The sequence below is a fragment of the Massilia sp. 9096 genome (assembly GCF_000745265.1).
Taxonomy (GTDB): Bacteria; Pseudomonadota; Gammaproteobacteria; order Burkholderiales; family Burkholderiaceae_D; genus Telluria.
Genome location: NZ_JQNN01000001.1, coordinates 830,965 through 850,512 on the forward strand (window position 1 = coordinate 830,965; position 19,548 = coordinate 850,512).

At 65.3% G+C, this 19,548-nt stretch carries 16 protein-coding genes and 2 tRNA genes; 13 read left to right on the top strand and 5 right to left on the bottom strand.

Annotation, left to right across the window (positions count from 1 at the left end; translation table 11 throughout):
* The first annotated feature begins 1 nt into the window (after nt 1).
* From glmM to FA90_RS03655, 3 genes are all read left to right on the top strand, one after another.
* Nucleotides 2-1,342 carry a phosphoglucosamine mutase gene (gene glmM, locus FA90_RS03645; protein ID WP_036166043.1) on the top strand — a complete coding sequence of 447 codons (1,341 nt, stop codon included), beginning with the start codon at nt 2-4 and terminating at the stop codon, nt 1,340-1,342.
* Nucleotides 1,343-1,402: 60 nt separating this feature from the next.
* Nucleotides 1,403-1,479: transfer RNA gene (locus FA90_RS03650), tRNA-Pro, on the top strand.
* A gap of 79 nt (nt 1,480-1,558) precedes the next feature.
* Nucleotides 1,559-1,635, top strand: a tRNA-Arg gene (locus FA90_RS03655).
* Nucleotides 1,636-1,641: 6 nt separating this feature from the next.
* Here the strand turns inward: FA90_RS03655 and FA90_RS03660 are convergent.
* Nucleotides 1,642-2,736: an acyltransferase gene (locus tag FA90_RS03660; RefSeq protein WP_036166046.1), complete on the bottom strand. Its 1,095-nt coding sequence runs from the start codon at nt 2,734-2,736 to the stop codon at nt 1,642-1,644.
* Nucleotides 2,737-2,990: 254 nt separating this feature from the next.
* Between FA90_RS03660 and FA90_RS03665 the strand changes: the two genes are divergently transcribed.
* Nucleotides 2,991-3,962, top strand: a complete 972-nt coding sequence (locus FA90_RS03665) for an MBL fold metallo-hydrolase (protein WP_081933618.1) — start codon at nt 2,991-2,993, stop codon at nt 3,960-3,962.
* 27 nt (nt 3,963-3,989) lie between these two features.
* Here FA90_RS03665 and FA90_RS03670 read toward each other — a convergent pair whose 3' ends face one another.
* Complete coding sequence (locus FA90_RS03670) at nt 3,990-5,294, bottom strand: family 1 glycosylhydrolase (RefSeq protein ID WP_081933619.1); 1,305 nt, start codon at nt 5,292-5,294, stop codon at nt 3,990-3,992.
* A gap of 144 nt (nt 5,295-5,438) precedes the next feature.
* On the opposite strand from FA90_RS03670, the gene FA90_RS03675 reads away from it, so the two are divergent.
* The 3 genes from FA90_RS03675 (at nt 5,439) to FA90_RS03685 (ending at nt 9,223) form a co-directional block, all read left to right on the top strand.
* Nucleotides 5,439-7,286, top strand: a complete 1,848-nt coding sequence (locus FA90_RS03675; protein ID WP_156116569.1) for a TonB C-terminal domain-containing protein — start codon at nt 5,439-5,441, stop codon at nt 7,284-7,286.
* Nucleotides 7,287-7,407: 121 nt separating this feature from the next.
* A complete protein-coding gene (locus FA90_RS03680) occupies nt 7,408-8,550 on the top strand; it encodes a polysaccharide biosynthesis/export family protein (RefSeq protein ID WP_036166052.1) in 1,143 nt (380 codons plus the stop codon).
* Nucleotides 8,551-8,569: 19 nt separating this feature from the next.
* Complete coding sequence (locus FA90_RS03685; protein ID WP_081933621.1) at nt 8,570-9,223, top strand: Wzz/FepE/Etk N-terminal domain-containing protein; 654 nt, start codon at nt 8,570-8,572, stop codon at nt 9,221-9,223.
* A 126-nt stretch (nt 9,224-9,349) separates the two neighbouring features.
* Here FA90_RS03685 and FA90_RS03690 read toward each other — a convergent pair whose 3' ends face one another.
* A complete protein-coding gene (locus tag FA90_RS03690) occupies nt 9,350-11,242 on the bottom strand; it encodes a nucleoside-diphosphate sugar epimerase/dehydratase (protein WP_239700524.1) in 1,893 nt (630 codons plus the stop codon).
* A gap of 694 nt (nt 11,243-11,936) precedes the next feature.
* Between FA90_RS03690 and FA90_RS26870 the strand changes: the two genes are divergently transcribed.
* The 6 genes from FA90_RS26870 to FA90_RS03710 all read left to right on the top strand — a co-directional run bounded on the left by FA90_RS26870 (nt 11,937) and on the right by FA90_RS03710 (nt 15,474).
* The gene (locus FA90_RS26870; protein ID WP_197065239.1) at nt 11,937-12,104 is read left to right on the top strand and encodes a hypothetical protein; all 168 of its coding nucleotides are present in this window, start codon (nt 11,937-11,939) and stop codon (nt 12,102-12,104) included.
* Between the two features lie 64 nt (nt 12,105-12,168).
* A complete protein-coding gene (locus tag FA90_RS26875) occupies nt 12,169-12,336 on the top strand; it encodes a hypothetical protein (protein ID WP_197065240.1) in 168 nt (55 codons plus the stop codon).
* 214 nt (nt 12,337-12,550) lie between these two features.
* Nucleotides 12,551-12,925, top strand: a complete 375-nt coding sequence (locus tag FA90_RS03695; RefSeq protein WP_036166057.1) for a LiaI-LiaF-like domain-containing protein — start codon at nt 12,551-12,553, stop codon at nt 12,923-12,925.
* Nucleotides 12,915-13,628, top strand: a complete 714-nt coding sequence (locus tag FA90_RS03700) for a LiaI-LiaF-like domain-containing protein (protein ID WP_036166060.1) — start codon at nt 12,915-12,917, stop codon at nt 13,626-13,628. The genes FA90_RS03695 and FA90_RS03700 overlap by 11 nt, the downstream gene beginning before the upstream one ends.
* 14 nt (nt 13,629-13,642) lie before the next feature.
* Entirely contained in the window at nt 13,643-14,716 is a 1,074-nt protein-coding gene (locus FA90_RS03705) for a sensor histidine kinase (protein ID WP_036166062.1), read from the top strand.
* A gap of 5 nt (nt 14,717-14,721) precedes the next feature.
* On the top strand, nt 14,722-15,474 hold the full coding sequence (locus FA90_RS03710; RefSeq protein ID WP_036166065.1) for a LytTR family DNA-binding domain-containing protein: 753 nt from the start codon (nt 14,722-14,724) through the stop codon (nt 15,472-15,474).
* Nucleotides 15,475-15,508: 34 nt separating this feature from the next.
* Here the strand turns inward: FA90_RS03710 and FA90_RS03715 are convergent, their stop codons facing one another.
* Both FA90_RS03715 and FA90_RS03720 read right to left on the bottom strand, forming a co-directional pair.
* Complete coding sequence (locus FA90_RS03715) at nt 15,509-17,788, bottom strand: ATP-dependent DNA helicase (protein WP_156116570.1); 2,280 nt, start codon at nt 17,786-17,788, stop codon at nt 15,509-15,511.
* Nucleotides 17,785-19,473, bottom strand: a complete 1,689-nt coding sequence (locus FA90_RS03720) for a VRR-NUC domain-containing protein (protein WP_036166070.1) — start codon at nt 19,471-19,473, stop codon at nt 17,785-17,787. The genes FA90_RS03715 and FA90_RS03720 overlap by 4 nt, the downstream gene beginning before the upstream one ends.
* Nucleotides 19,474-19,548: the final 75 nt, after the last annotated feature.

Here is a 19,548-nt window from a genome sequence, read left to right on the forward strand (position 1 = left end):
GATGGCACGCAAATATTTTGGTACGGATGGCGTACGCGGCCTGGTGGGCGAAGCGCCCATCACCCCCGATTTCGTGATGCGCCTCGGCTACGCAGCCGGCAAGGTGCTGGCCAAGGGCAAGACGAGCGCCAGCGGCCGGCCGAATGTGCTGATCGGCAAGGACACACGCATCTCCGGCTACATGCTCGAGGCCGCGCTGGAAGCGGGCTTTTCGGCGGCCGGTGTCGACGTCATGCTGGCCGGCCCGATGCCGACCCCGGCGATTGCCTACCTGACGCGTGCGCTGCGCCTGCAGGCCGGCGTGGTGATTTCGGCTTCGCACAACCCGTTCCAGGACAACGGCATCAAGTTCTTCTCCGGACACGGCACCAAGCTGCCGGACGCGGTCGAACTCGAGATCGAAGCCGCGCTCGACCAGCCGATGGGCTGCGTCTCGTCCGAAAAGCTGGGCCGCGCGAGCCGCCTGCGCGACGCCCAGGGCCGCTACATCGAATTCTGCAAGGGCACCTTCCCGAACGAGCTCGACCTACGCGGCCTGAAGATCGTCGTCGATTGCGCCCACGGCGCCGCCTACAACATCGCCCCGCATGTGTTCCATGAACTCGGCGCCGAAGTCATCGAACTGGGCACCAAGCCCGACGGCTTCAACATCAACGACGGCGTCGGCGCGACGTCGCCCAAGGCGATGGCCAAGGCCGTGGTCGAGCACGGCGCCGACCTCGGCATCGCGCTCGACGGCGACGCCGATCGCCTGATCATGTGCGACGCCACCGGCCGCCTGTACAACGGCGACGAGCTGCTGTACGTCATGGTGCGCGCCCGCATGGCGACCGGCAAGGTCGACGGCGCAGTGGGCACGCTGATGACCAATATGGCGCTCGAAGTCGCGTTCAAGGAAATGGGCGTGGGTTTCGCGCGCGCGAAGGTCGGCGACCGCTACGTGCTGGAGATGATGCAGGAGCGCGGCTGGCTGTTCGGCGGCGAAGGTTCGGGCCACCTGCTGGCGCTGGACAAGCACAGCACCGGCGACGGCATCGTGTCGGCGCTGCAGGTCTTGTCGGCGCTCAAGCGCGACAACCAGTCGCTGGCCGACTGCTGCAGCGGCCTGAAGCTGTTCCCGCAGACCCTGATCAACGTCCGCGTCCAGCCCGGCTTCGACTGGACCAGGAACGCTTCGATGGTCGCCGAAAAGGAAGCGGTCGAACGCGAGCTGGGCGACGACGGCCGCGTGCTGATCCGCGCATCCGGCACCGAGCCGCTGGTGCGCGTGATGGTCGAGGCGCGCGACGCCGAGTTGGCCGAGCGAATGGCCAAGCGCATCGCCGCGCGTGTGGAGGCTTAACCGGGGTCGACGGGCAGCTTCATTGACGCTGCCCGGCCTACGGGGTATGATCGGCGCAATCGGAGTGTAGCGCAGCCCGGTAGCGCACCTGCTTTGGGAGCAGGGGGTCCAAGGTTCGAATCCTTGTACTCCGACCACCGTTTCGACAACGGGCTGTCCTCGACGGCCCGTTTTCATTTCGTGCACGGCCCATCCGGCTGCGTATCGTCACAGAGACTGCCCATAGCTCAGTTGGATAGAGCATCAGCCTTCTAAGCTGAGGGTCGCTGGTTCGAACCCAGCTGGGCAGGCCAATCACCTCATGTACTCAACGATACCGATTCGCCGATGATCGTCTCCGGATCCGTCTGCGATTGCGCCGGCTTTACCGCGGACCGCGCACTTGCGAAACGCATCAAAGGCAGCTCGACGTATTGGTAGGAGGCGAATGCGAGCAGGAATACGCCACCGAGTGCAATCAGCACGTAGAAAGGCGGCATTTCCGGATGACTCGCAGTGGCAAGCTGCTGCCACAGATATACGGTAAAAGAAATCTTTCCGAGATGGCAGACGGTGCGGTTCAGGAACAGGCCTCCGACCAGGCGGTTCGATACCGGCGTTGCCAGCACGGCAGCGCAAATCAGGACCGGCACGACCATGACGTCGACCAGACGCTGCAGCGTATACGGAAGCGTCACGACCAAGCCAAGCACGAAGATCGCGCAGCACAATGCCGCCCACGACGGTAGCGCGATTTTTCTCAGATGAGGCGCAATGTCATCCCAGTAGGCGCCGGCAACGCATCCGGTCAACATATACGAAAACACCGTAGCGAATTCCGCTACATGGTCGAATCCCGATCGTCCCGCAATCAGCGCGCCGCCCATCGTCGCCAGGGTCGATATCAGCAGCGTGCGGCGTCCGCCCATAATGGTCGACAAAACAAATACAAAGGGAAAAACCAGGTAAAACTGCTCCTCGTAGGCCAGACTCCAGGTATGCGCAAGGTACCAGCCGCAGGCTGCTTCGAGGTTGCAGGTAAACAGCGCCGCTCGGGCAAATTGGCGCCCTTGCACATCGATTGCGCCGGACAGCGAGAAGAATAGCAGCGCCAGCATGTACAAACCCAGCGGCGGCACGATCCTGAAAAACCGGCGCAGGTAAAACTCCCTGATGTCGACTTTGCGGGCCGTGGTTTGTTCACGCACGAGGCCGCGGCAGATGACGTAGCCGCTGATGCAAAAGAAGATCAGGACGCCGAGATGCCCGAACTTCCACGACCTGGAAAGGATGCCAGCCCACACGTGCCCGCCGTACCACGGGTGGCTATAGCTCGTCACGTGATGCACCAACACCATCAGGACGGCGATACAGCGCCAAGCGTCGATATGCTGAATGCGTGAAGCTTGGGTCATTTATTCGTTCCGGTCGCGCCAATGTATGCGTAAAGATGATTTACTCCATCGAATATTATATATATGCAATGATAGTGTTCGCTAATTAATTCCAGCGATGTGTCTCGGCAGACACATCTGACTGAATAAGCCTTACGCCGCCTCACGCCATGGGAGCATGCGCTTCGTTGCCCTCGTGCTAGAGGACGCCGTCTGCTGAGGCTTCGTGTTAGTGTCCATTTTTACAATGACGATGGTCGACACGGGGGGAGCACATGCGGTTTCAAGGATTGCTGGGACGCGCCGTCATGCTGGCGGCGCTGACAGGTTTGATCAACGTCAACGTTCATGCTCAGCAATCGGCGTCCGCGACAGCCGGACAGGTGTATTCGCTCAAGCTGCCTGCGGGAGGCGCGAATGCAGGTACGAGGCCTGCCGACCAGGGCAGTGGCAGTGTGCAATTCATCGGCACGGCGACCGTGCTGATCCGCTATCAGGGTTTCACGATCCTCACCGATCCGAATTTCCTGCACAAGGGCGAAAAAGTGCACCTCGGCTATGGCCTGACTTCGACGCGCCTGACCAATCCAGCGATCGACCTCGACAAGCTGCCGCCGATCGATTTGGTCGTCCTCTCGCACATGCATGAAGACCATTTCGACCGTTTCGTGCAGACCCACCTCGACAAGAACATCCCGATCGTAACGACCAAGGAAGCGTCCGAAGCCTTGAAAAAGCTCGGTTTCACGCGCGGCTACGGGCTGTCGAAATGGGATGCGGTCGAGGTCGAGAAGGGCGATGCGCGGCTGCGGATTACCGCCGTCCCCGGGCGCCACGGCAAGGATGGCATGCAGGCGCTGCTGCCGAGCGTGATGGGTTCGGTGCTCGATTTCGGTCCCCACGTCGGCACGCCCAGCTACCGCATGTACGTCAGCGGCGACACGCTGATCTACGACGACCTGAAAAATATACCGCAGCGCTTTCCCGGTGTCGACCTGGCCTTGCTGCACCTGGGCGGTACCCGCATCCTGAGCACGTTCAAGGTGACGATGGATGGCAAGGATGGCGTACAACTGATGCAGATCATCCAGCCACGACACGCAATCCCAATCCATTACGACGATTACGATGTGTTCAAGTCGCCGCTGTCCGATTTCGCGCGCGAAGTGAAAGCGGCCGGGCTGGACCGGCAGGTCAGCTATCTCGCGCATGGCGAAACCTACACGTTCAAGCCGAACTCGCGCTGATCGTTGCGCCCAGGCGCCGGCCTGGCGCTATTCGCGTTCTTCGGTGCGCGGCGCCAGCGTCGGGTCGATGTCGAACGGCCAGCCGCTCGGCGGCGCGACGCTGCGCTGGAACTCGTGCGGCATCAGGATCGGCACCTGCAGGCACACGCTTTGGGTCGGCAACACTTCCATCCAGTCACGCACCAGTTCCTTGTAGGCGATGCCGACCGGACGGATGTTGCGGTCGAGGTCGTATAAACCGAGCGTGTTGACGGTGCCGTTGTTTTCGCGCAGCGCGCTGTCCCAGTCGACCTGGTCGGTCAGCGAATACCAGGTAAAGCCGACCAGCGGCACGCCATTGTTGCGCACGCGCAGGACGTTCGCCCATTCCTTGCGCAGCCAGTGTACGGCTTCGTCGCCGCGCGGTCCCTGGCACAGGTTGGTTTCGGTGTGCATCACCGGCAGGCGGTAGCGGTTGTAGTATTGGTGCGTGATCACGGCGTAGCCGAAAATCTCCCCGGCCGAGCGCGTCAAGCCATCGGCCGACACATAGTGCTCGTTGGTCTGGTAATAATCGTTGCCCATGATGCAATGGTGCTTCAGATTATTGTTCAGGAAGAAGTGGTACTCGTCACGGGTCATGCCGTTGTCGAGCAGGTACTCGTACATTTCCGAATCGACGCGCCGGCCGTAGTTCAGGTCGAGCGACAGGAAGCGCCGCGCATTGTAGAGCTCGGCGGGGCCGATGGCGGCCGGGCTCTCGGCGTGAAAGTATTCGGTCGATTCGCTCTGCACGAACAGGGCGTCGGGCCGCACCTGCAGGATCGCATGCATCGCCAGGATGTTGGCCTTGACGATGTTCTTCATCGCGGTGACGAAGGCGCGGTCGGTGGTCATCTGCTCGTTCCACCAGCCGTACAGGGCCGAGAACAGCGCGCAGATCGACATTTCGTTGATCGGCGTGTACAGCTGGATCCACGGGTAGCGCCGTGCGAACGTGCCGGCGTAGGTGGCGAACAGTTCGGGAAAATCCGGATTCTGGAAATTGCCGACCCAGTCGGGTACGCCGAAGTGGCACAGGTCGACGATCGACGCAATATTGCGGCGCTTCAGGTCGTTGAACGCCAGATCGGCAAATTCCCAATCGTAGCGGTTCGGTCCGAGCCAGCAGCGATGCAGCGGCGGGCCGTAGCGCAAGACGCGCAAGCCGAGGTCCTGCACCAGCTCGAAGTCGGTTTTCCAATATTTATAGTGGCCGCATTTTTCCAGCTCGTCCATCCGCACCTTGCCGTTCTGGATGGTGGGATTGCTGTTTTCGATGCCGGTCGCAAAGATAAATCCGGGAGACGCCATGCCTGCCCTTTCAGATGATAGCTTGCATCCATTGTAGCTCTGGCGCGCATAAACTGTTTTCCTGGCGTGCGCAGCGGCCTTACTGCTGAGTGATGAGGTATGCTATCGATCAGACAACGATCCGGTCTGCTCTCACCCATCCACATGTCCAACGCCAGCGCCGCGGTTTCCCTGCGTACCGGTCCCAGCAATCGCCGGCTCGTCTCCGGACTGCTGGTGTCGCTGCTGCTGCATGCCGTGGTACTGTTGCTGCAATTCGGCGTTCCGGGTTTACGACCCGGGCCGGGCGGGCCGCTCACCGTCAGGCTGGCGCCGCTGCCCGAACCGTCCGTATCGACTCCACTGCCGCCACCGCCTTTGCCAGCCGTGCCCGCCAGCGCCACGCCGCCGATAGCGCCGCCGGCGCCGCTGCCCGCGCTGCCACCGTTGCCGTCTCCTGTCTCGGCGCCGTCCCAGCCGCGCAGAGGTTTCTCGATGGTCGATCCGGCGCGTCCGAAACCCGCACCGGCGCCGCCGCCGCGCACCGTCGCACCGCAACGGCCGCCACGCCGCCGTGCGCGTGCGCCTGCGGCACACGATGGCCTGCATACGGACGTCATCGCCCGGGACGGGCGCAAGGACGATGGTTTCAGCGTACCACCGGTAGCCGGCGCGCCGGCGCCCGAACCGGAACCGTTGGGCAAAACCGAACTGTCCGAAGCGAGCGAACCCACGCCTGAGCCGGCCCAGACCCAGGCCGCGCCAACCTTGCCCGAGCAGGCGCCAGCCGACGAGCAGGCGCAACAGTCCGAGCGCACGCGCCTGGCCGAGCAGCGCGAACAGCAACGCGAGCAGGCGTTGCAAGCCCGGCGCGACGCCGACGAGCAAGCCTTGCGCGCCACCGCCGACGCCGAGGCCAGGCGCGCCGCCGAGCAGCGGGCGCGCGTGCAGGCCGACCAGGATGCGCGCTACCAGGCCGAGCTGACACGCCGCCAGCGCCAGGCCGAGGAGGAGACCCGCCTGGCCGAGCAAGCGCAGCGCCTGGCAGCGGCGCAGCAATTGGCCGAGCAGCAGCGTGTCCAGGCGGAGCAGGCCAGGGCGCAGCAGCTGGCCGAGCAGCAGCGCATCCACGCGGAGGAGGCAAGGGCTCAGCAGCTGGCGGAGCAGCAGCGTGTCCAGGCGGAGCAGGCAAGGGCTCAGCAGCTGACCGAGCAGCAGCGCGTGCGGGCCGAGCAGGCAACGGCGCAGCAGCTGGCCGAGCAGCGGCGCATCCAGGCCGAGCAGGCGAGGGTGCAGCAGTTGGCCGAGCAGCGCGCGGCCGAGCAGCGCCAGCGCGAGCTGCAGGCCCGCCAGCAGGCGGAGCAGCTGGCGCGCGAGCAGGCGCAGCAGGCGGCGCGCCTGGCCCAGCAGGAACAGCTGCGACGCCAGCAAGAAAAAGGTAACGCCGATGGCTCGATGGGCCCGGGTCAGACCGGCGCCATCGCAGGCAACAGCGCCGGCAACGGCAATGGCGGCGCCGGCCGTGGCGCTACCTTGCCAGGCGGCGCACAAGGCGGCAGCCTGGTCTCGCGTGCGCGCGAGCTGCTGCGCGGCATCGACATCGACAAGCCGATGCCTCCGGTGATGCGCCCGGCCGAGGACGCCCGCCCCGAGCCCCGGCGCGCCCTGGCCGACGCCGTCCTGCGCGACGTGCCGCTGCGCATGTACATCGACAGCGTGCGCCAGAAAATCGAACGCAACGTGGTGGTGGGCCAGGGCTTGCTGGCCGAGGACGTCGTGCGCGTGTTCCTGCTGGTGAGCATCGCGATCCGCAGCGACGGCAGCATCGACGACGTGACGATCGTCCGCTCCAGCGGCCGCGCCGACGTCGACGAGATCGTGCGCCGCATCGTTCGCCTCAATGCACGCTACGCGGCTTTTCCGCCGAACGTGGCAGCCAATTACGACGTGATCGAAGTGCGTCGCGTATGGAGTTTCTCCGGGGTAGTTCGCCTGCTGGAAGAAATGCGCTGAGCATGCACCGTCAAAGGCTGACCTGAGCCTGCCATTTGACGTGCATTAAAGCTTGCCGGGTCAAGGGGCATACGCTGACTCTGATCGCCAGAGGCTGGCAGCACTTTTCGACAGGCAAGACATGAACGTTTCTACGACGCGATTCCCGAAATCGGCGGCTGGCGCCTTGGCGCTGCTGGCCCTCGTACTGGTGCTCGCGGGCTGCGCCCCCGCCATCCATTTTCGCGACCAGGACAAGGCCGGCGCGGACCAGCCGGCACCGCCGACCGAACTCATCAACGACAAGCTGATCGCCGCCGAACGCCAGGAACACAAGGACCAGTCCAACCAGGATCTCGACAAGCTGCTCGTCCCGAATCCGCCGCCTTACACGATCGGCAGTGGCGACGTACTCTCGATCGTGGTCTGGGATCATCCCGAACTGGCCGGCGGCATGGCGGCTTCGCCCACCGCCGACCTGGCCAGCACGGCCATGAACGCCAATGCCGGCGCCAACGCCGGTGCGCCCGGGTTCGTGGTCGACCACCTCGGCCGCATCCAGTTTCCGCTGGCCGGCCTGCTGCCGGTCGAAGGACTGACCGAGGAGCAGGCCAGGACGCAGCTGAGCACGAAGCTGGCCAAGTACCTGGCCAACCCCAACGTCACACTGCGCGTGCAGGCTTATCGCAGCAAGCGCGTGTATCTCGACGGCGAAGTCAAATCGCCCGGCCTGCAAGCGATCAACGACATCCCCATGACCCTGGTCGAAGCCATCAACCGCGCCGGCGGCCTGCTCCCGACCGCCGACCAGAGCCGCATCCTGCTCGAGCGCGGCCAGCAGCGCTACCGCGTCAACCTGCGCGAGCTGGTGCTGAAGAACATCAACCCCGGCCTCGTGATGCTCAGTCCGGGCGACGTCGTGCGCATTCCCTCGCGCGACGAAACCAAGGTCTTCGTGTCCGGCGAGGTGATCACGCCCAAGGCGCTGACGATGCACGACGGCCGCCTCACGCTCAACGAGGCCCTCGGCGAGAGTGGCGGCATCAGCCCCTTGAGCGGCGATGCGCGCCAGGTCTACGTCGTGCGCAAGACAGCCGAGCGTACCCGCGTGTTCCAGCTCGACGCACGTGTTGCCGGTTCGCTGGCGATGGCCGAGGCTTTCGAGCTGCAGCCGAAGGACATCGTCTACGTGGCCGCCACGCCGCTGGCCAATTGGAACCGCAACCTGAGCCTGCTGATCCCGGGGGCGCTGAGCTCGGCCGTCAGCGCAACCAATCGGCCCTGAGCCCACACGGAGCAAGACCATGAGTACCCCTGGCGAACCGCATGCCCTGAGCCCTGTCGTCTCGAGCCCGCCCATCCTGAACGTGCCCTTCGATCCACGCGTGGTCGAACCCCCGCACGAGGAACCGGCCTTCGATCTCAAGGGCTATCTCCATACCTTGTTCGACAACCGATGGCTGATCGGCGGCATCACTGCCCTGATCACACTGGTGGCGGTGCTGTACGCGCTGGTCGCCAAGCCGGTGTACGAGGCCAACCTGATGATCCATGTGGAGGAAGAAAGTCCGAATGCCTCCAAAAACATTCTCAGCGAGGCCTCGTCGCTGTTCGAGACCAAGAAGGCGGCGATCGCCGAGATGGAGCTGCTGCGCTCGCGCATGGTGGTGTCGCGCGCGGTCGACAACCTGCAACTCTATATCGATGTGCAGCCCAGATATTTCCCGATCGCCGGTTTCTGGTTCGCCAACCAGAACGGCAACGCGCTGTCCCAGCCAGGACTGTTCGGCTACGGCGGCTACGTGTGGGGTGCGGAAAAGGCCGATGTCTCGCTGTTCGAAGTGCCCGAAGCCTGGCTCGGCCGCCAGTTCGCGCTGACGGCGCTGGGCAAGGGGCGCTACCGTTTCTCGGGCGGCGGCCAGCGCATCGCTTTCGACGGCAACGTCGGTCTGCGCTAGCCCAGCCCGATGATGCCGATGACGGCAGTACGGTCACGCAGCCGGTTGCTAAGCTGTTCTAGATATGCCGGTTTGCTTTCGTCACGCATGAGTATCCTCGCGAATCGGTGGGGGGAACGAATACCGTCAAATACGGAACGGCACGAATTTCTTGATCAGGGCCAGGCGCTCGGGCTCGGGCAGCGGAAGGACGGTCGGCGCGCTCTGGGTTTGCTGGGGCGTGTATTCGGTGACGATCGACTTGACCATCGCTTCGATCATCGGCCGCTCGTGGGTCTCGCAGGCCATCATCAGGCAGGTGATGAAGGTGTCCAGCACGCTCGGGCGCAGGGCGTTTTCCTTCATGCGCATGATGCGCGGGTGCTCGCTCGGGCAGACTACGCCGTCGGTGAGCAGCTCCTCGTGCAGCTTTTCGCCGGGGAACAGGCCGACGTAGCGGATCTCGATGTCGCCGCCCGGGTTCTGCGACGTCTTCTCGCTCAGGCCGGACAGCGCGATCAGGGTGCGCGCCAGGTCGACGATCCTGACCGGTTCGCCCATGTCGAGCACGAACACGTCGCCGCCCTTGGCCATGGCGCCGGCCTGGATCACCAGCTGCGCCGCTTCCGGGATCAGCATGAAGTAGCGCGAGACTTCGGGGTGCGTGATGGTCAGCGGCCCGCCACGCGCGATCTGGCGCTGGAACAGCGGGATGACGGAGCCGGACGAGCCGAGCACGTTGCCGAAGCGGACCATGCAGAAGGTGGTGCCGGCGCCGGGCCGGGCGGCGGCGGCCTGGAAGATCAGCTCGGCGATGCGTTTGCTGGCGCCCATGACATTGGTCGGGCGCACCGCCTTGTCGCTGGAGATCAGGACGCAGGTCTCGACCCCGTACTTCGCGGCCTGGGCGGCGATGACCTGGGCCCCGACCACGTTGTTGCGCAAGCCTTCGACGATGTTGGTTTCGACCAGGGGCACGTGCTTGTAGGCGGCGGCGTGATAGACCGTGTCGACGCCGCCGTCGCGCAGGATGCGCTCGACCAGCTCGGCGTTGCAGACCGAGCCGAGATGGGCTTCGATCGGGATGTCGGGGAAGCGCGTGCCCAGCTCCTGGCGGATCGTGTACAGCGCGAACTCGGAGTGATCGAGCAGGTGCAGGCGGGCCGGGGCGAGGGTGACGATCTGGCGGCACAATTCGCTGCCGATCGAACCGCCCGCGCCGGTCACGAGCACGTGCTTGCCGCGCACGCAGCGGGCGAACAGGTCAAGGCGCGGCGGCACCGGCGGGCGTCCGAGCAGGTCTTCGAATTTGAGCTCGCGGATGGTTTCGCGCGGCGTGACCTTGTCGTCGGCCAGGTCGACCAGGCGGCTCAGGATCTTGATGGCGACGCCGGCCTGGGCCAGGCGCTGCATGATGTCGCGCAGGCGTTCCGGCGAAGCCGAGGAGATCGCAATGACGATCGAGCGGATACCCATCGCCTTGACGACTTCTGCCAGGCGGTCGGTGTGGAACACGCGCAGGCCGGCGATATTGCGTTCGTTCAGTGCGTGTTTATCGTCGAAGAAGCAGACCGGGCGATATTCCTGGCTGCCGCGCATGGTTTGCACAAGCCGCGCCCCGGCTTCGCCGGCGCCATACACGGCGACAGTTTCCGAAACGCTATGGCCAACCTCATATAAATGGCGCAGGAAATTGCGCATGCCGACGCGCGAGGCGACGACATAGGAAAAAACGATAAACCAATAAATGGCCAATGCGCTGCGGGGAAAGTTTTCTTCATTGATCGCAAACATCACGATATAGGCGCAGAGAATGGCGATCGCCAAGGCGAATCCGGTGACGCTCAATAAACGCTGGTCGATGAAACGAATGACCGCGCGATACAGGTCGGAGATGGAAAAGGCGGCGATCGTGACCACGGCCACCAGCACATAGGAGGCCGGGCCGAAATGCGAAGCCAGTTTCAGGTCGCCGCCGCGCAGTAGCATGGCGATCAGGAAGCAGAATGGCAGGGCGACCAAGTCCACCGTCACCATCATCGCAATCTTGATTGTGCGATGTAGGGAAATCAATTTGGTGCAATATTCCTTGATAACACCGTGCGTGAACTTTGGCATGATTCCAAAAAACTGCGTAGGGTTTCAGGGTAATCCTAGTTTCCGTCGATTTGGATGGGTCTATTTTTAGCGGTGATTAGGCGGATTGCTCGATGAAATGAAAGCGATTTAGATAGTGAATTGCTGAGTAAGTTTATTATCCAAGCGCGTAAGGGCATGAGGCTTGACCATGCTCAACCGCCGGAATGGAATTAATTCGAAACGCCATTTAGTGAAATGAAGAAACCAATAAAGGAATTATTCAATTTGTAATTATTTCGAAATAGAATCAGAACAGCGATAAGAACGACGTTTCGATCAGCGGCGCTCAGCCTGGCAGGGCGCGCTTGCGGTGCGGTGGCGAGGGCGATATATGTCCATTCAAAGGCATGGCGTCATGCCGTGTAGTCCAGCTCGACCATACGTTTGTAGGACATCGCCGCAAGGCCGCGTCCAGTGTGCGGCAGCTAACGGTGGTCATGCATGCGGGCCGTTACGATAGGGGCGTTGAGTGAGGACGCCAGCGGCATACCGCAGGCCGCCAAATACCCCAACAGGTCAGCCGGTCGCCTCGAGGATCGGCACCAGATTCCCGTGCCGGCGCCTGCGCCGGCCGAACCGGAAGCGGAGGTTGTTAATGTCGACGTCGATGACGAGCCACCCACCGAAGCATCTCGTGCGCGAGTATCTCGAGCGCCGCTCGAAAGAATCCGAGCCGCCGCCGACGCCCGAGGAAATCCGGCGTCAGCTTGGCTGGAGCATGCTGATGCAGGCGGTGGACGACAAGCTGCCTTCGCGTTCCTGACGCACCGCCGCCCAACCACGCCTCGACGCGTGGCGGCCCCCACCACAACAACAGGAGAATCGACATGACCGCCAACATCGGCAACAAGCACATCGCCCAGCACCGTGGCGCGAAAGAGCGCGCGGAGATCCGCAAGACCAACATCGCGCGCGAAGCCGTGAAGCAGGCCGAAGCCCGCGCCAAGTACCGCAACCAGCAGAAAGGCAAGCCGCTGCAAGGCACCGCCGCCTGATTGGCATAGCGCCAGAGAGCCCGCCCCGGCAACGCGGCGGGCTTTTTTGCGTCCGCGCACGCGCCGCCGAGCGCCGCGCCTGCGACCGCCACCTGGCGATCACCGTTCGCCGACGGCGCCGCCGTTCACCGATGCCGCGCCGCCGTTCGCCGAAAAGCGCTTTCGCGCCGCGCACGGCTCGGCTATCGTGTCCTCATTGCACAACGGAGGACGTATGAACAGCGAAGCTTCCTATCATCTGCGGCGCCAGGTCCTGTGGGGCCTGCTGCTGGTCGGCCTGGGCACCGCCTTCCTGCTCGACCAGATGCACATCATCGAGATCACCGACTACTGGCACTATGCGCCGTTGCTGCTGGTCCTGGCCGGCATCAACCAGACGATCGGCTATCCGAGCGCCGGCGAATTCTCGCGCGGTCTGTGGAACGTGTTCATCGGCTTGTACCTGTTCGCCGTGCTGGAGGGCTTGTTCGGGCTGACCTGGTCCAACAGCTGGCCGCTGTTCATCATCATCAGCGGGGTGACGATGGCGATCCGCCCGATCGCGGCGCGCCGCTTCAACCTGCAGCGGGAGCGTCATCATGGCGAATGAAGGCAATCGCGCCTTCGGCCAGGTCGTGATCGGCCTGCTGGTGGTGGCGATGGGCGTGCTGTTCCTGCTCGATAACCTGGGCTACGTCGGCTTTCGCCATGCGCTTTCGTTCTGGCCGATCGCCTTCATGGTCGCCGGGGCCAGCATGATGGTCAGCCAGGAAGAGCGCAACGGCCACGTCACCGGCCTGATCCTGATCGTGGTCGGCCTGCTCCTGCTGCTCAAGCACATGGGGCTGATCGACATCAGCTGGAACATGGTGTGGCCGGTGCTGCTGATCGTGATCGGCGGCCTGATCCTGTTTCGCACCGTGGGCGGCGGACGCGTCGTCCACCTCGGCGTCCACAAGACGGGCGGCGGGGCGGGCGGCAAAGCGGCCGGTACGCTCGACGTCACCGCGATCCTGGGCGGGGTCCAGCGCCGTGTCGAGACGGCGGACTTCCGCGGCGGCGAAGTCACCGCGTTGCTGGGCGGGTGCGAGCTCGACCTGCGCGCCTGCTCGATCGTGAAGGAAGCCGTGCTGAACGTGTTCACGGTGTGCGGCGGCGTCTCGATCAAGGTGCCGCTCGACTGGACCGTGGTGATGGATGGCGTGCCGGTGGCGGGCGGCTTCACGCAAAAGACCGTGCCCACGCCGGACGTCGGCAAGCGCCTGGTGATCACCGGCTACGCCTTCATGGGTGGCGTGGAAGTCAGTAACTGAGATGAGCAACTGAGATGCGCAGCTGGCGCGCCGCCTTGCTCTACCTGCTGGCCTGGCTGATGCTGGGCCTGCTGCTGGCCGCCATGCTGGCGGTCGGCGGCGCGGCCTGGCCCGCCAGCCTGCTGTTCGCGTTGCCGCTGGTGCTGGTGTACGCCTTCGCCAGCGGCTATTCGGCGTATTACGTGTGCCGCGCCTATCCGCTCGGGCCCGGGCGCGCGCTGGCCGTGCTGCGCGGCGTCGGCTTGACGTCGCTGTGCGCGGCCGGCCTGTGGTGCGCGCTCGGCGCGGCCTGGAGCAGCTTGTGGCAGGCGCTGGCGCCGACGCTGTCCTTGCCCTTGAACCGGACGCTGGCGGCGTCGACGTTCGGCATCGGCGTGCTGCTGTACGGCCTGGCCGCGGCCGTGAGCTATCTGCTGATCGAGTCCGCGCGGGTGCGCGAGCTCGAGACGCGCACGCTGCAGGTCAAGCTGATGGCGCAGGATGCCGAGCTGCGCATGCTGCGCACCCAGGTCGATCCGCACTTCCTGTTCAACAGCCTCAATTCGATCAGCGCGCTCACCACGATCGACCCTGCCGCCGCACGCGCGATGATCGTGCAACTGGCCGATTTCTTCCGCCACAGCCTCGGGCTGCAGGCCGACCGCAAGGTGACGCTGGCGCAGGAGCTGCGCCTGGTGGCTGACTTCGTCGCGATCGAACAGGTGCGCTTCGGCGAGCGCCTGCGTGTCGGGTTCGATGCCGACGCCGGCGCGCAAGCCTGCCTGCTGCCGCCGATGCTGCTGCAGCCGCTGGTCGAGAACGCGGTCAAGCACGGCATCGGGCAGATGCTCGAGCCGGGCATGATTCGTGTTCATGCCGCACGCGCCGGCACGCAGCTGCAAATCCGCGTCGAGAACGACGCCGATCCGGACGGCGTGCCGGCAAAGGGCGGCGGCATCGGCCTGGAAAACGTGCGCCAGCGCCTGGCGGCCACGTATGGGCACGAGGCCGGCCTGCGCTGGACCCGCACGGCAGACGCTTTTTGCGTCGAGCTGACGCTGCCCGCTGAAATGCTCACCCCATCCACCGACACTGTGATCAAGGTTTGAACAGTATGCGCGCGATTATCGTGGACGACGAACACCTGGCGCGCGCGGTGCTGCGCGAACACCTCGAGCAGCATCCCGACGTCGAAATCGTCGGCGAATGCGCCAACGGTTTCGAGGCGGTCAAGGCGATCGCCGAGCTGCAGCCCGACCTGGTCTTCCTCGACATCCAGATGCCCAAGCTCGATGGCTTCGAGGTCGTCGAGCTGGCAGGCGCGGGGCCGCACTACCTGTTCGTGACGGCGTTCGACCAGTTCGCGCTGCGCGCCTTCGAGGTGCATGCGCTCGACTACCTGCTCAAGCCGTTTTCCGGCGAACGCCTGGCGCTGGCGCTCGCGCACGCGCGGGCGCGCCCGGCCGCGCCCGCGTCCATGCAGGCGAGAGCGGCGCACGCCATCCAGGACGTGGCGATCGAAGCGCGCCGGCGCCAGCTGCCGCTCGAGCGCATCCTGATCCGCGATGGCGTGCGGGTGCAGGTGGTGCCGGTGGCCAGCGTGGACGTGATCGAGGCCGAAGACGACTACGTCGCGATCCAGGCCGGCGGCAAACGCTGGCTCAAGAGCCAGCGCCTGGCCGAACTCGAAGCCCAGCTCGATCCGCAGGCCTTCCTGCGCGTGCACCGTTCCTTCATCGTCAACCTGGCAGCGGTCGCGCGCATCGAGCCGGCCGGCCGCGACGGGCATTGCGCGGTGCTGCGCGACGGTACCCGGGTGCCGATCAGCCGCAGCGGCTACCAGCGGGTGCGCGAGCGGATCGGATAAGCCTGCTCAAACAAGCGTCCTTAAACCAGCCTGCTTACGCCACCTCGACGTGCCACCAGCTCGGCAGCAGTTCGAGCACTTCGGGCCGCGCGAAGCGGTCGTCGATCAGCCACACGGTGCCCCGGTCCTGCTCGGTGCGGATCACGCGCCCGGCCGCTTGCACGACCTTCTGCATCCCCGGGTAGAGATAGGTGTAGTCGTAGCCGGCGCCGAACTTCGCCTGCATGCGCTGGCGCAGCTGCTCGTTGACCGGGTTCACCTGCGGCAGCCCGAGCGTGGCGACGAAGGCGCCGATCAGGCGCTCGCCCGGTAGGTCGACGCCCTCGCCGAAGGAGCCGCCCAGCACGGCAAAGCCGATCCCGCGCCCGCCCGGCGCGAAACGCTCCAGAAAGGCCGCGCGTTCCGGCTCGCTCATGCGGCGCGACTGGCGCCAGGTCGGCACGTCCGGGTGGCTTTTTTCGAAGGCGTTGGCGGCCTGCTCGAGGTAATCGAAGCTGCTGAAGAACGCCAGGTAGTTGCCCGGCGCCTCGTGGTACTGGCGCGCCATCAGTTCGGCGATCGGCTCGAGCGAGGCCTTGCGGTGCTGATAGCGGGTCGAGATCGCGCGCGCCACGCCGACCTTCAGCTGGCTGGCGACGAACGGCGATTCGACGTCGATCCAGGCCGTGTCCGCCGGCATGCCGAGCAGGTCGGCGAAATAATTCCAGGGGCTGAGCGTGGCCGAGAACAGCGTGGTGGAGTGGGCGAAGCCGAAGCGCGGACCAAGGAAGGGCGCGGGCACCACGTTGCGGATACAGAGGACGGTGTCGCGCTCGTCGCTGCGCGTGAGGTCGAACAGCGAGTGTTCGCCGAACGATTCGGCCAGGCGCTGGAAGGCCAGCGCTTCGAAATAGAAGTCCTGCAGCGCCGGCTCGAGCGGCACTGCGAACTCGGCCAAGTGCTCGGTGATGGCGCTGCACGCTTCCTGCAGCGCGTTGACGAATTTGCCCGGCAGCTCGTCGATGACCTGGTAGGGCAGCGGCGCCGATTTGCTGACGTCCGTCCAGGCGCGCTTGACCTTGTCGAGCGGCTTGTGCAGGCTCGGGGCGGCGCTCGAGCGGGCGGCGCGCAGCAGGGCGCGATCCAGCGTCGCCGTGTACATGCCGCGGGCGCGCGAGACCAGATTGTGCGCCTCGTCGGCCAGCACGCTGACGCGCCAGCCGTTGGTCAAGGCCAGCGCGTACAGCATGGCGCTGCCGTCGAACCAGTAGTTATAGTCGCCGACCACGACGTCGCTCCAGCGCGTCATCTCGCTGCCCAGGTAGTAGGGACAGACTCCGTGCGCCAGGCCGATCTCGCGCAGGGCCTCGCGGTCGAGCAGCGGTGCCTCCAATGCGGCGGCGCGCGCTGCCGGCAGACGGTCGTAGAAGCCGCGCGCCAGCGGGCAGGCGTCGCCCTGGCAAGCCTTGTCCGGATGCTCGCAAGCCTTGTCGCGCGCGCTCAGCTCCAGCACGCGCAGGGGCAGCGTGCCGCCTTTCAGGGTCTCGGCGGCGTCCAGCGCCAACCGGCGGCCCGGCGTCTTCGCAGCCAGGAAGAACAGCTTGTCGATGCCGTGCTGGGGCGCGGCTTTGAGCAGCGGGAACAGGGTGCCGACGGTCTTGCCGATGCCGGTCGGGGCCTGGGCCAGCAGGCAGCGGCCGCTGGCGTTGGCGCGGAACACGGCTTCGGCCAGCTGGCGTTGGCCGGGACGAAAGTCGGCGTGCGGGAAGCGCAGGGCGTTGAGCGCCGCGTCGCGCGCGGCGCGGTGGCGCATTTCCTGCTCGGCCCAGGCCAGGAAGCGCGTGCAATGGTCTTCGAAGATGACGGCCAGCTCGGCGCGCGTGCGGCTCTCGCGCAGCACGGTCTCCTTCTGGCTGCCGATGTCGAAGTAGACCAGCGCCAGGTTGACGCTGTCCATGTTCAGCGACGCGCACATCAGGTGGCCATACACACGCAGCTGGGCCCAGTGCAGGTGGCGGTGGTTTTCCGGAATGCTGGTGAATTGGCCGCGGAAGGTCTTGACCTCCTCGATCAGGTTCTGGTCGGGGTCGTAGCCGTCCGCGCGCCCGCGCACGTGCAGCGGGCCCCAGTCGCCTTCGAGCGTGATTTCGGATTTGTAGTTGTCGCTGCCGCCGGACAGCCGGCGCGCGGCGACCACCGCGTGGCCGGCGATGCCTTCCTGCGCGGTCGGCGAGGGCGTAAAGCGCAGGTCGAGGTCGCCCTGCTTGGCGGTGAACTCGCACAGCGCTCGCACCGCCACCGTGTACCGGGTGGCGCTGTTGCCGGCCTCGCTCATGCCGCCGCCTGCTCCCATTGCAGGTAGCAGACCGAGATCGGCATGCCGTGCGCGCCGCAGTACTCGATCCAGCGCAGCTGGTTGTCCTGCAGGCGGTCGCCCGGGCCCTTCACTTCGATCATGTTGTAGCGTTTTTCCCCGGGCCAGAACTGGATCAGGTCGGGAAAGCCGGTGCGGTTGTCCTTCACGTCCGCGAGGATGCGCTGGCACCAGAGCTTGAGGTGCGCCGCCGGGATGCAGTCCAGCGCCAGTTCGATGATGGCCCGATCCAGCCATTCCCAGGACACGAAGGCCGAGGCCAATCCGATCTTCTGTTCGTGGATGGCGAGCGTGGCCTCGCGGTAGCTGCCGTCGTCCAGGCGCGCCAGGCAGGCGTCGAACTCCGCCTTGCGGCGGCTGTGGAAATCGGCGCTGTACAAGTCCGCCGGGCCGCGGTGGAAGGGGTGGAAAAAGGCGCCGGGGATCGCCGCGAAGATCGCCGGCCAGCACAGCAGGCCGAACAGGGTATTGGCCAGCGTGTTCTCGACGTAGAACACCGGAGCCGCGTCCTGCCACAGGTGACCGAGCACGACGCCTTCGACGCGCCAGTCGTTCGTGGCCGGCAGCGGCAGGCACAGGTCGAGGCGCTCGACCGGGGCGGCGCGCCTGGCGGCGATGCGCGCGTGCCCGAGCTTCTTGGCCAGGCGCGGGCCGATGCGCAGCAGATGCTGGCGTTCGGCTTCGCTTTCCGGCGCGGCATCGGCCAGCTCGAACAGCGCGTAGGCCTCGTCGATGCGCTCGGCCTTCTCCAGCACGCGCATCGCGCGCCCGCGTGCGCCCGGGTAGCGGCATTCGGCGTAGACCGCGTGCGCGTGTTCCCAGTCCTTTTGTTTTTCCAGCTGCTGGCCGAGCTGGAACAGCAGCTTCTCGCGCCGGCTGTCCAGCCAGGTGTTCTCGAACGCGTGGCGCGGCAGGTCGGCCAGGATGTCGAGCGCGGGTTCCTCGGCGTAGAAGCGCTCCTTGCAGGCGTGCAGGCGCAGGTAGTGGTCGATGTCGTCGCGGTTGCGAAAGCCGCGCGAGCTTGGTGAGAACTCGACCTGCTCGTAGCGGAACACGCCCAGGTCGGACAGCACGAACTCGGTCCAGTCCTGGCTCAGGTTGCCGAAGAAGAGCAGGCGCAGGCGGTCGCACAAGGGCTGCACCAGCAGGCGCCAGACGCTGTCCGGGCAGTCCGGATGCCAGTGCGAGAACGGCTTGGCGGCGCCAGCGCCCTCTTCATTGTCGTGGTCGGCGCCGGCGCAATGGATGGCGCGCAGGTGCTCGAGCTGATCGGCCTTGCGCGCATGCCTGATCGGCGCGGGCAGGGCGAACGCGGTGGCAATCTCGGGCTTGAGCAGCAGGTCGAACAGTTCGTCGAGCGAGACCGCCGGGTCGGCGGCGATCCAGCCAGTCGGCAGCAGGCTGGCTGCGGCCTCGAGCGGGCAGCCGATTTCTGCGTAATTGAGTTTGCTGGCGCGAAACAGCGTCCCCTTGCGCATCACCATGCGCACGAACAGCGCACGCGCAGGTTGCGGCAGGGTGGGGAAGGCGGCGACGAAGGCGTGTTCTTCATCGTCGAGGAGGTCCGCGTAGCGCTGGGCGATCCAATTCAGCACACGCTGGAAGTTGTCCAGGTAGTAAAACTCGTTCTCTAAAACCTTGATCATCGCGCTGGCTGACTGTGCTTTTGTACAGTATAGCGGCGCGACTCGGGTTTACCCAGTGGTTTACCGCTTTTTCGA

What these genes read in the sequence shown, in the direction of transcription:
- FA90_RS03695 (WP_036166057.1), top strand. Translation starts at nt 12,551, where the DNA reads ATGAACAGCGAAGCTTCCTATCATCTGCGGCGCCAGGTCCTGTGGGGC.
- FA90_RS03670 (WP_081933619.1), bottom strand. Translation starts at nt 5,294, where the DNA reads ATGGCGTCTCCCGGATTTATCTTTGCGACCGGCATCGAAAACAGCAAT.
- FA90_RS26870 (WP_197065239.1), top strand. Translation starts at nt 11,937, where the DNA reads ATGTCGACGTCGATGACGAGCCACCCACCGAAGCATCTCGTGCGCGAG.
- FA90_RS03710 (WP_036166065.1), top strand. Translation starts at nt 14,722, where the DNA reads ATGCGCGCGATTATCGTGGACGACGAACACCTGGCGCGCGCGGTGCTG.
- FA90_RS03705 (WP_036166062.1), top strand. Translation starts at nt 13,643, where the DNA reads ATGCGCAGCTGGCGCGCCGCCTTGCTCTACCTGCTGGCCTGGCTGATG.
- FA90_RS03660 (WP_036166046.1), bottom strand. Translation starts at nt 2,736, where the DNA reads ATGACCCAAGCTTCACGCATTCAGCATATCGACGCTTGGCGCTGTATC.
- FA90_RS03690 (WP_239700524.1), bottom strand. Translation starts at nt 11,242, where the DNA reads ATGATGGTGACGGTGGACTTGGTCGCCCTGCCATTCTGCTTCCTGATC.
- FA90_RS03700 (WP_036166060.1), top strand. Translation starts at nt 12,915, where the DNA reads ATGGCGAATGAAGGCAATCGCGCCTTCGGCCAGGTCGTGATCGGCCTG.
- FA90_RS03715 (WP_156116570.1), bottom strand. Translation starts at nt 17,788, where the DNA reads ATGAGCGAGGCCGGCAACAGCGCCACCCGGTACACGGTGGCGGTGCGA.
- glmM (WP_036166043.1), top strand. Translation starts at nt 2, where the DNA reads ATGGCACGCAAATATTTTGGTACGGATGGCGTACGCGGCCTGGTGGGC.
- FA90_RS26875 (WP_197065240.1), top strand. Translation starts at nt 12,169, where the DNA reads ATGACCGCCAACATCGGCAACAAGCACATCGCCCAGCACCGTGGCGCG.
- FA90_RS03720 (WP_036166070.1), bottom strand. Translation starts at nt 19,473, where the DNA reads ATGATCAAGGTTTTAGAGAACGAGTTTTACTACCTGGACAACTTCCAG.
- FA90_RS03685 (WP_081933621.1), top strand. Translation starts at nt 8,570, where the DNA reads ATGAGTACCCCTGGCGAACCGCATGCCCTGAGCCCTGTCGTCTCGAGC.
- FA90_RS03665 (WP_081933618.1), top strand. Translation starts at nt 2,991, where the DNA reads ATGCGGTTTCAAGGATTGCTGGGACGCGCCGTCATGCTGGCGGCGCTG.
- FA90_RS03675 (WP_156116569.1), top strand. Translation starts at nt 5,439, where the DNA reads ATGTCCAACGCCAGCGCCGCGGTTTCCCTGCGTACCGGTCCCAGCAAT.
- FA90_RS03680 (WP_036166052.1), top strand. Translation starts at nt 7,408, where the DNA reads ATGAACGTTTCTACGACGCGATTCCCGAAATCGGCGGCTGGCGCCTTG.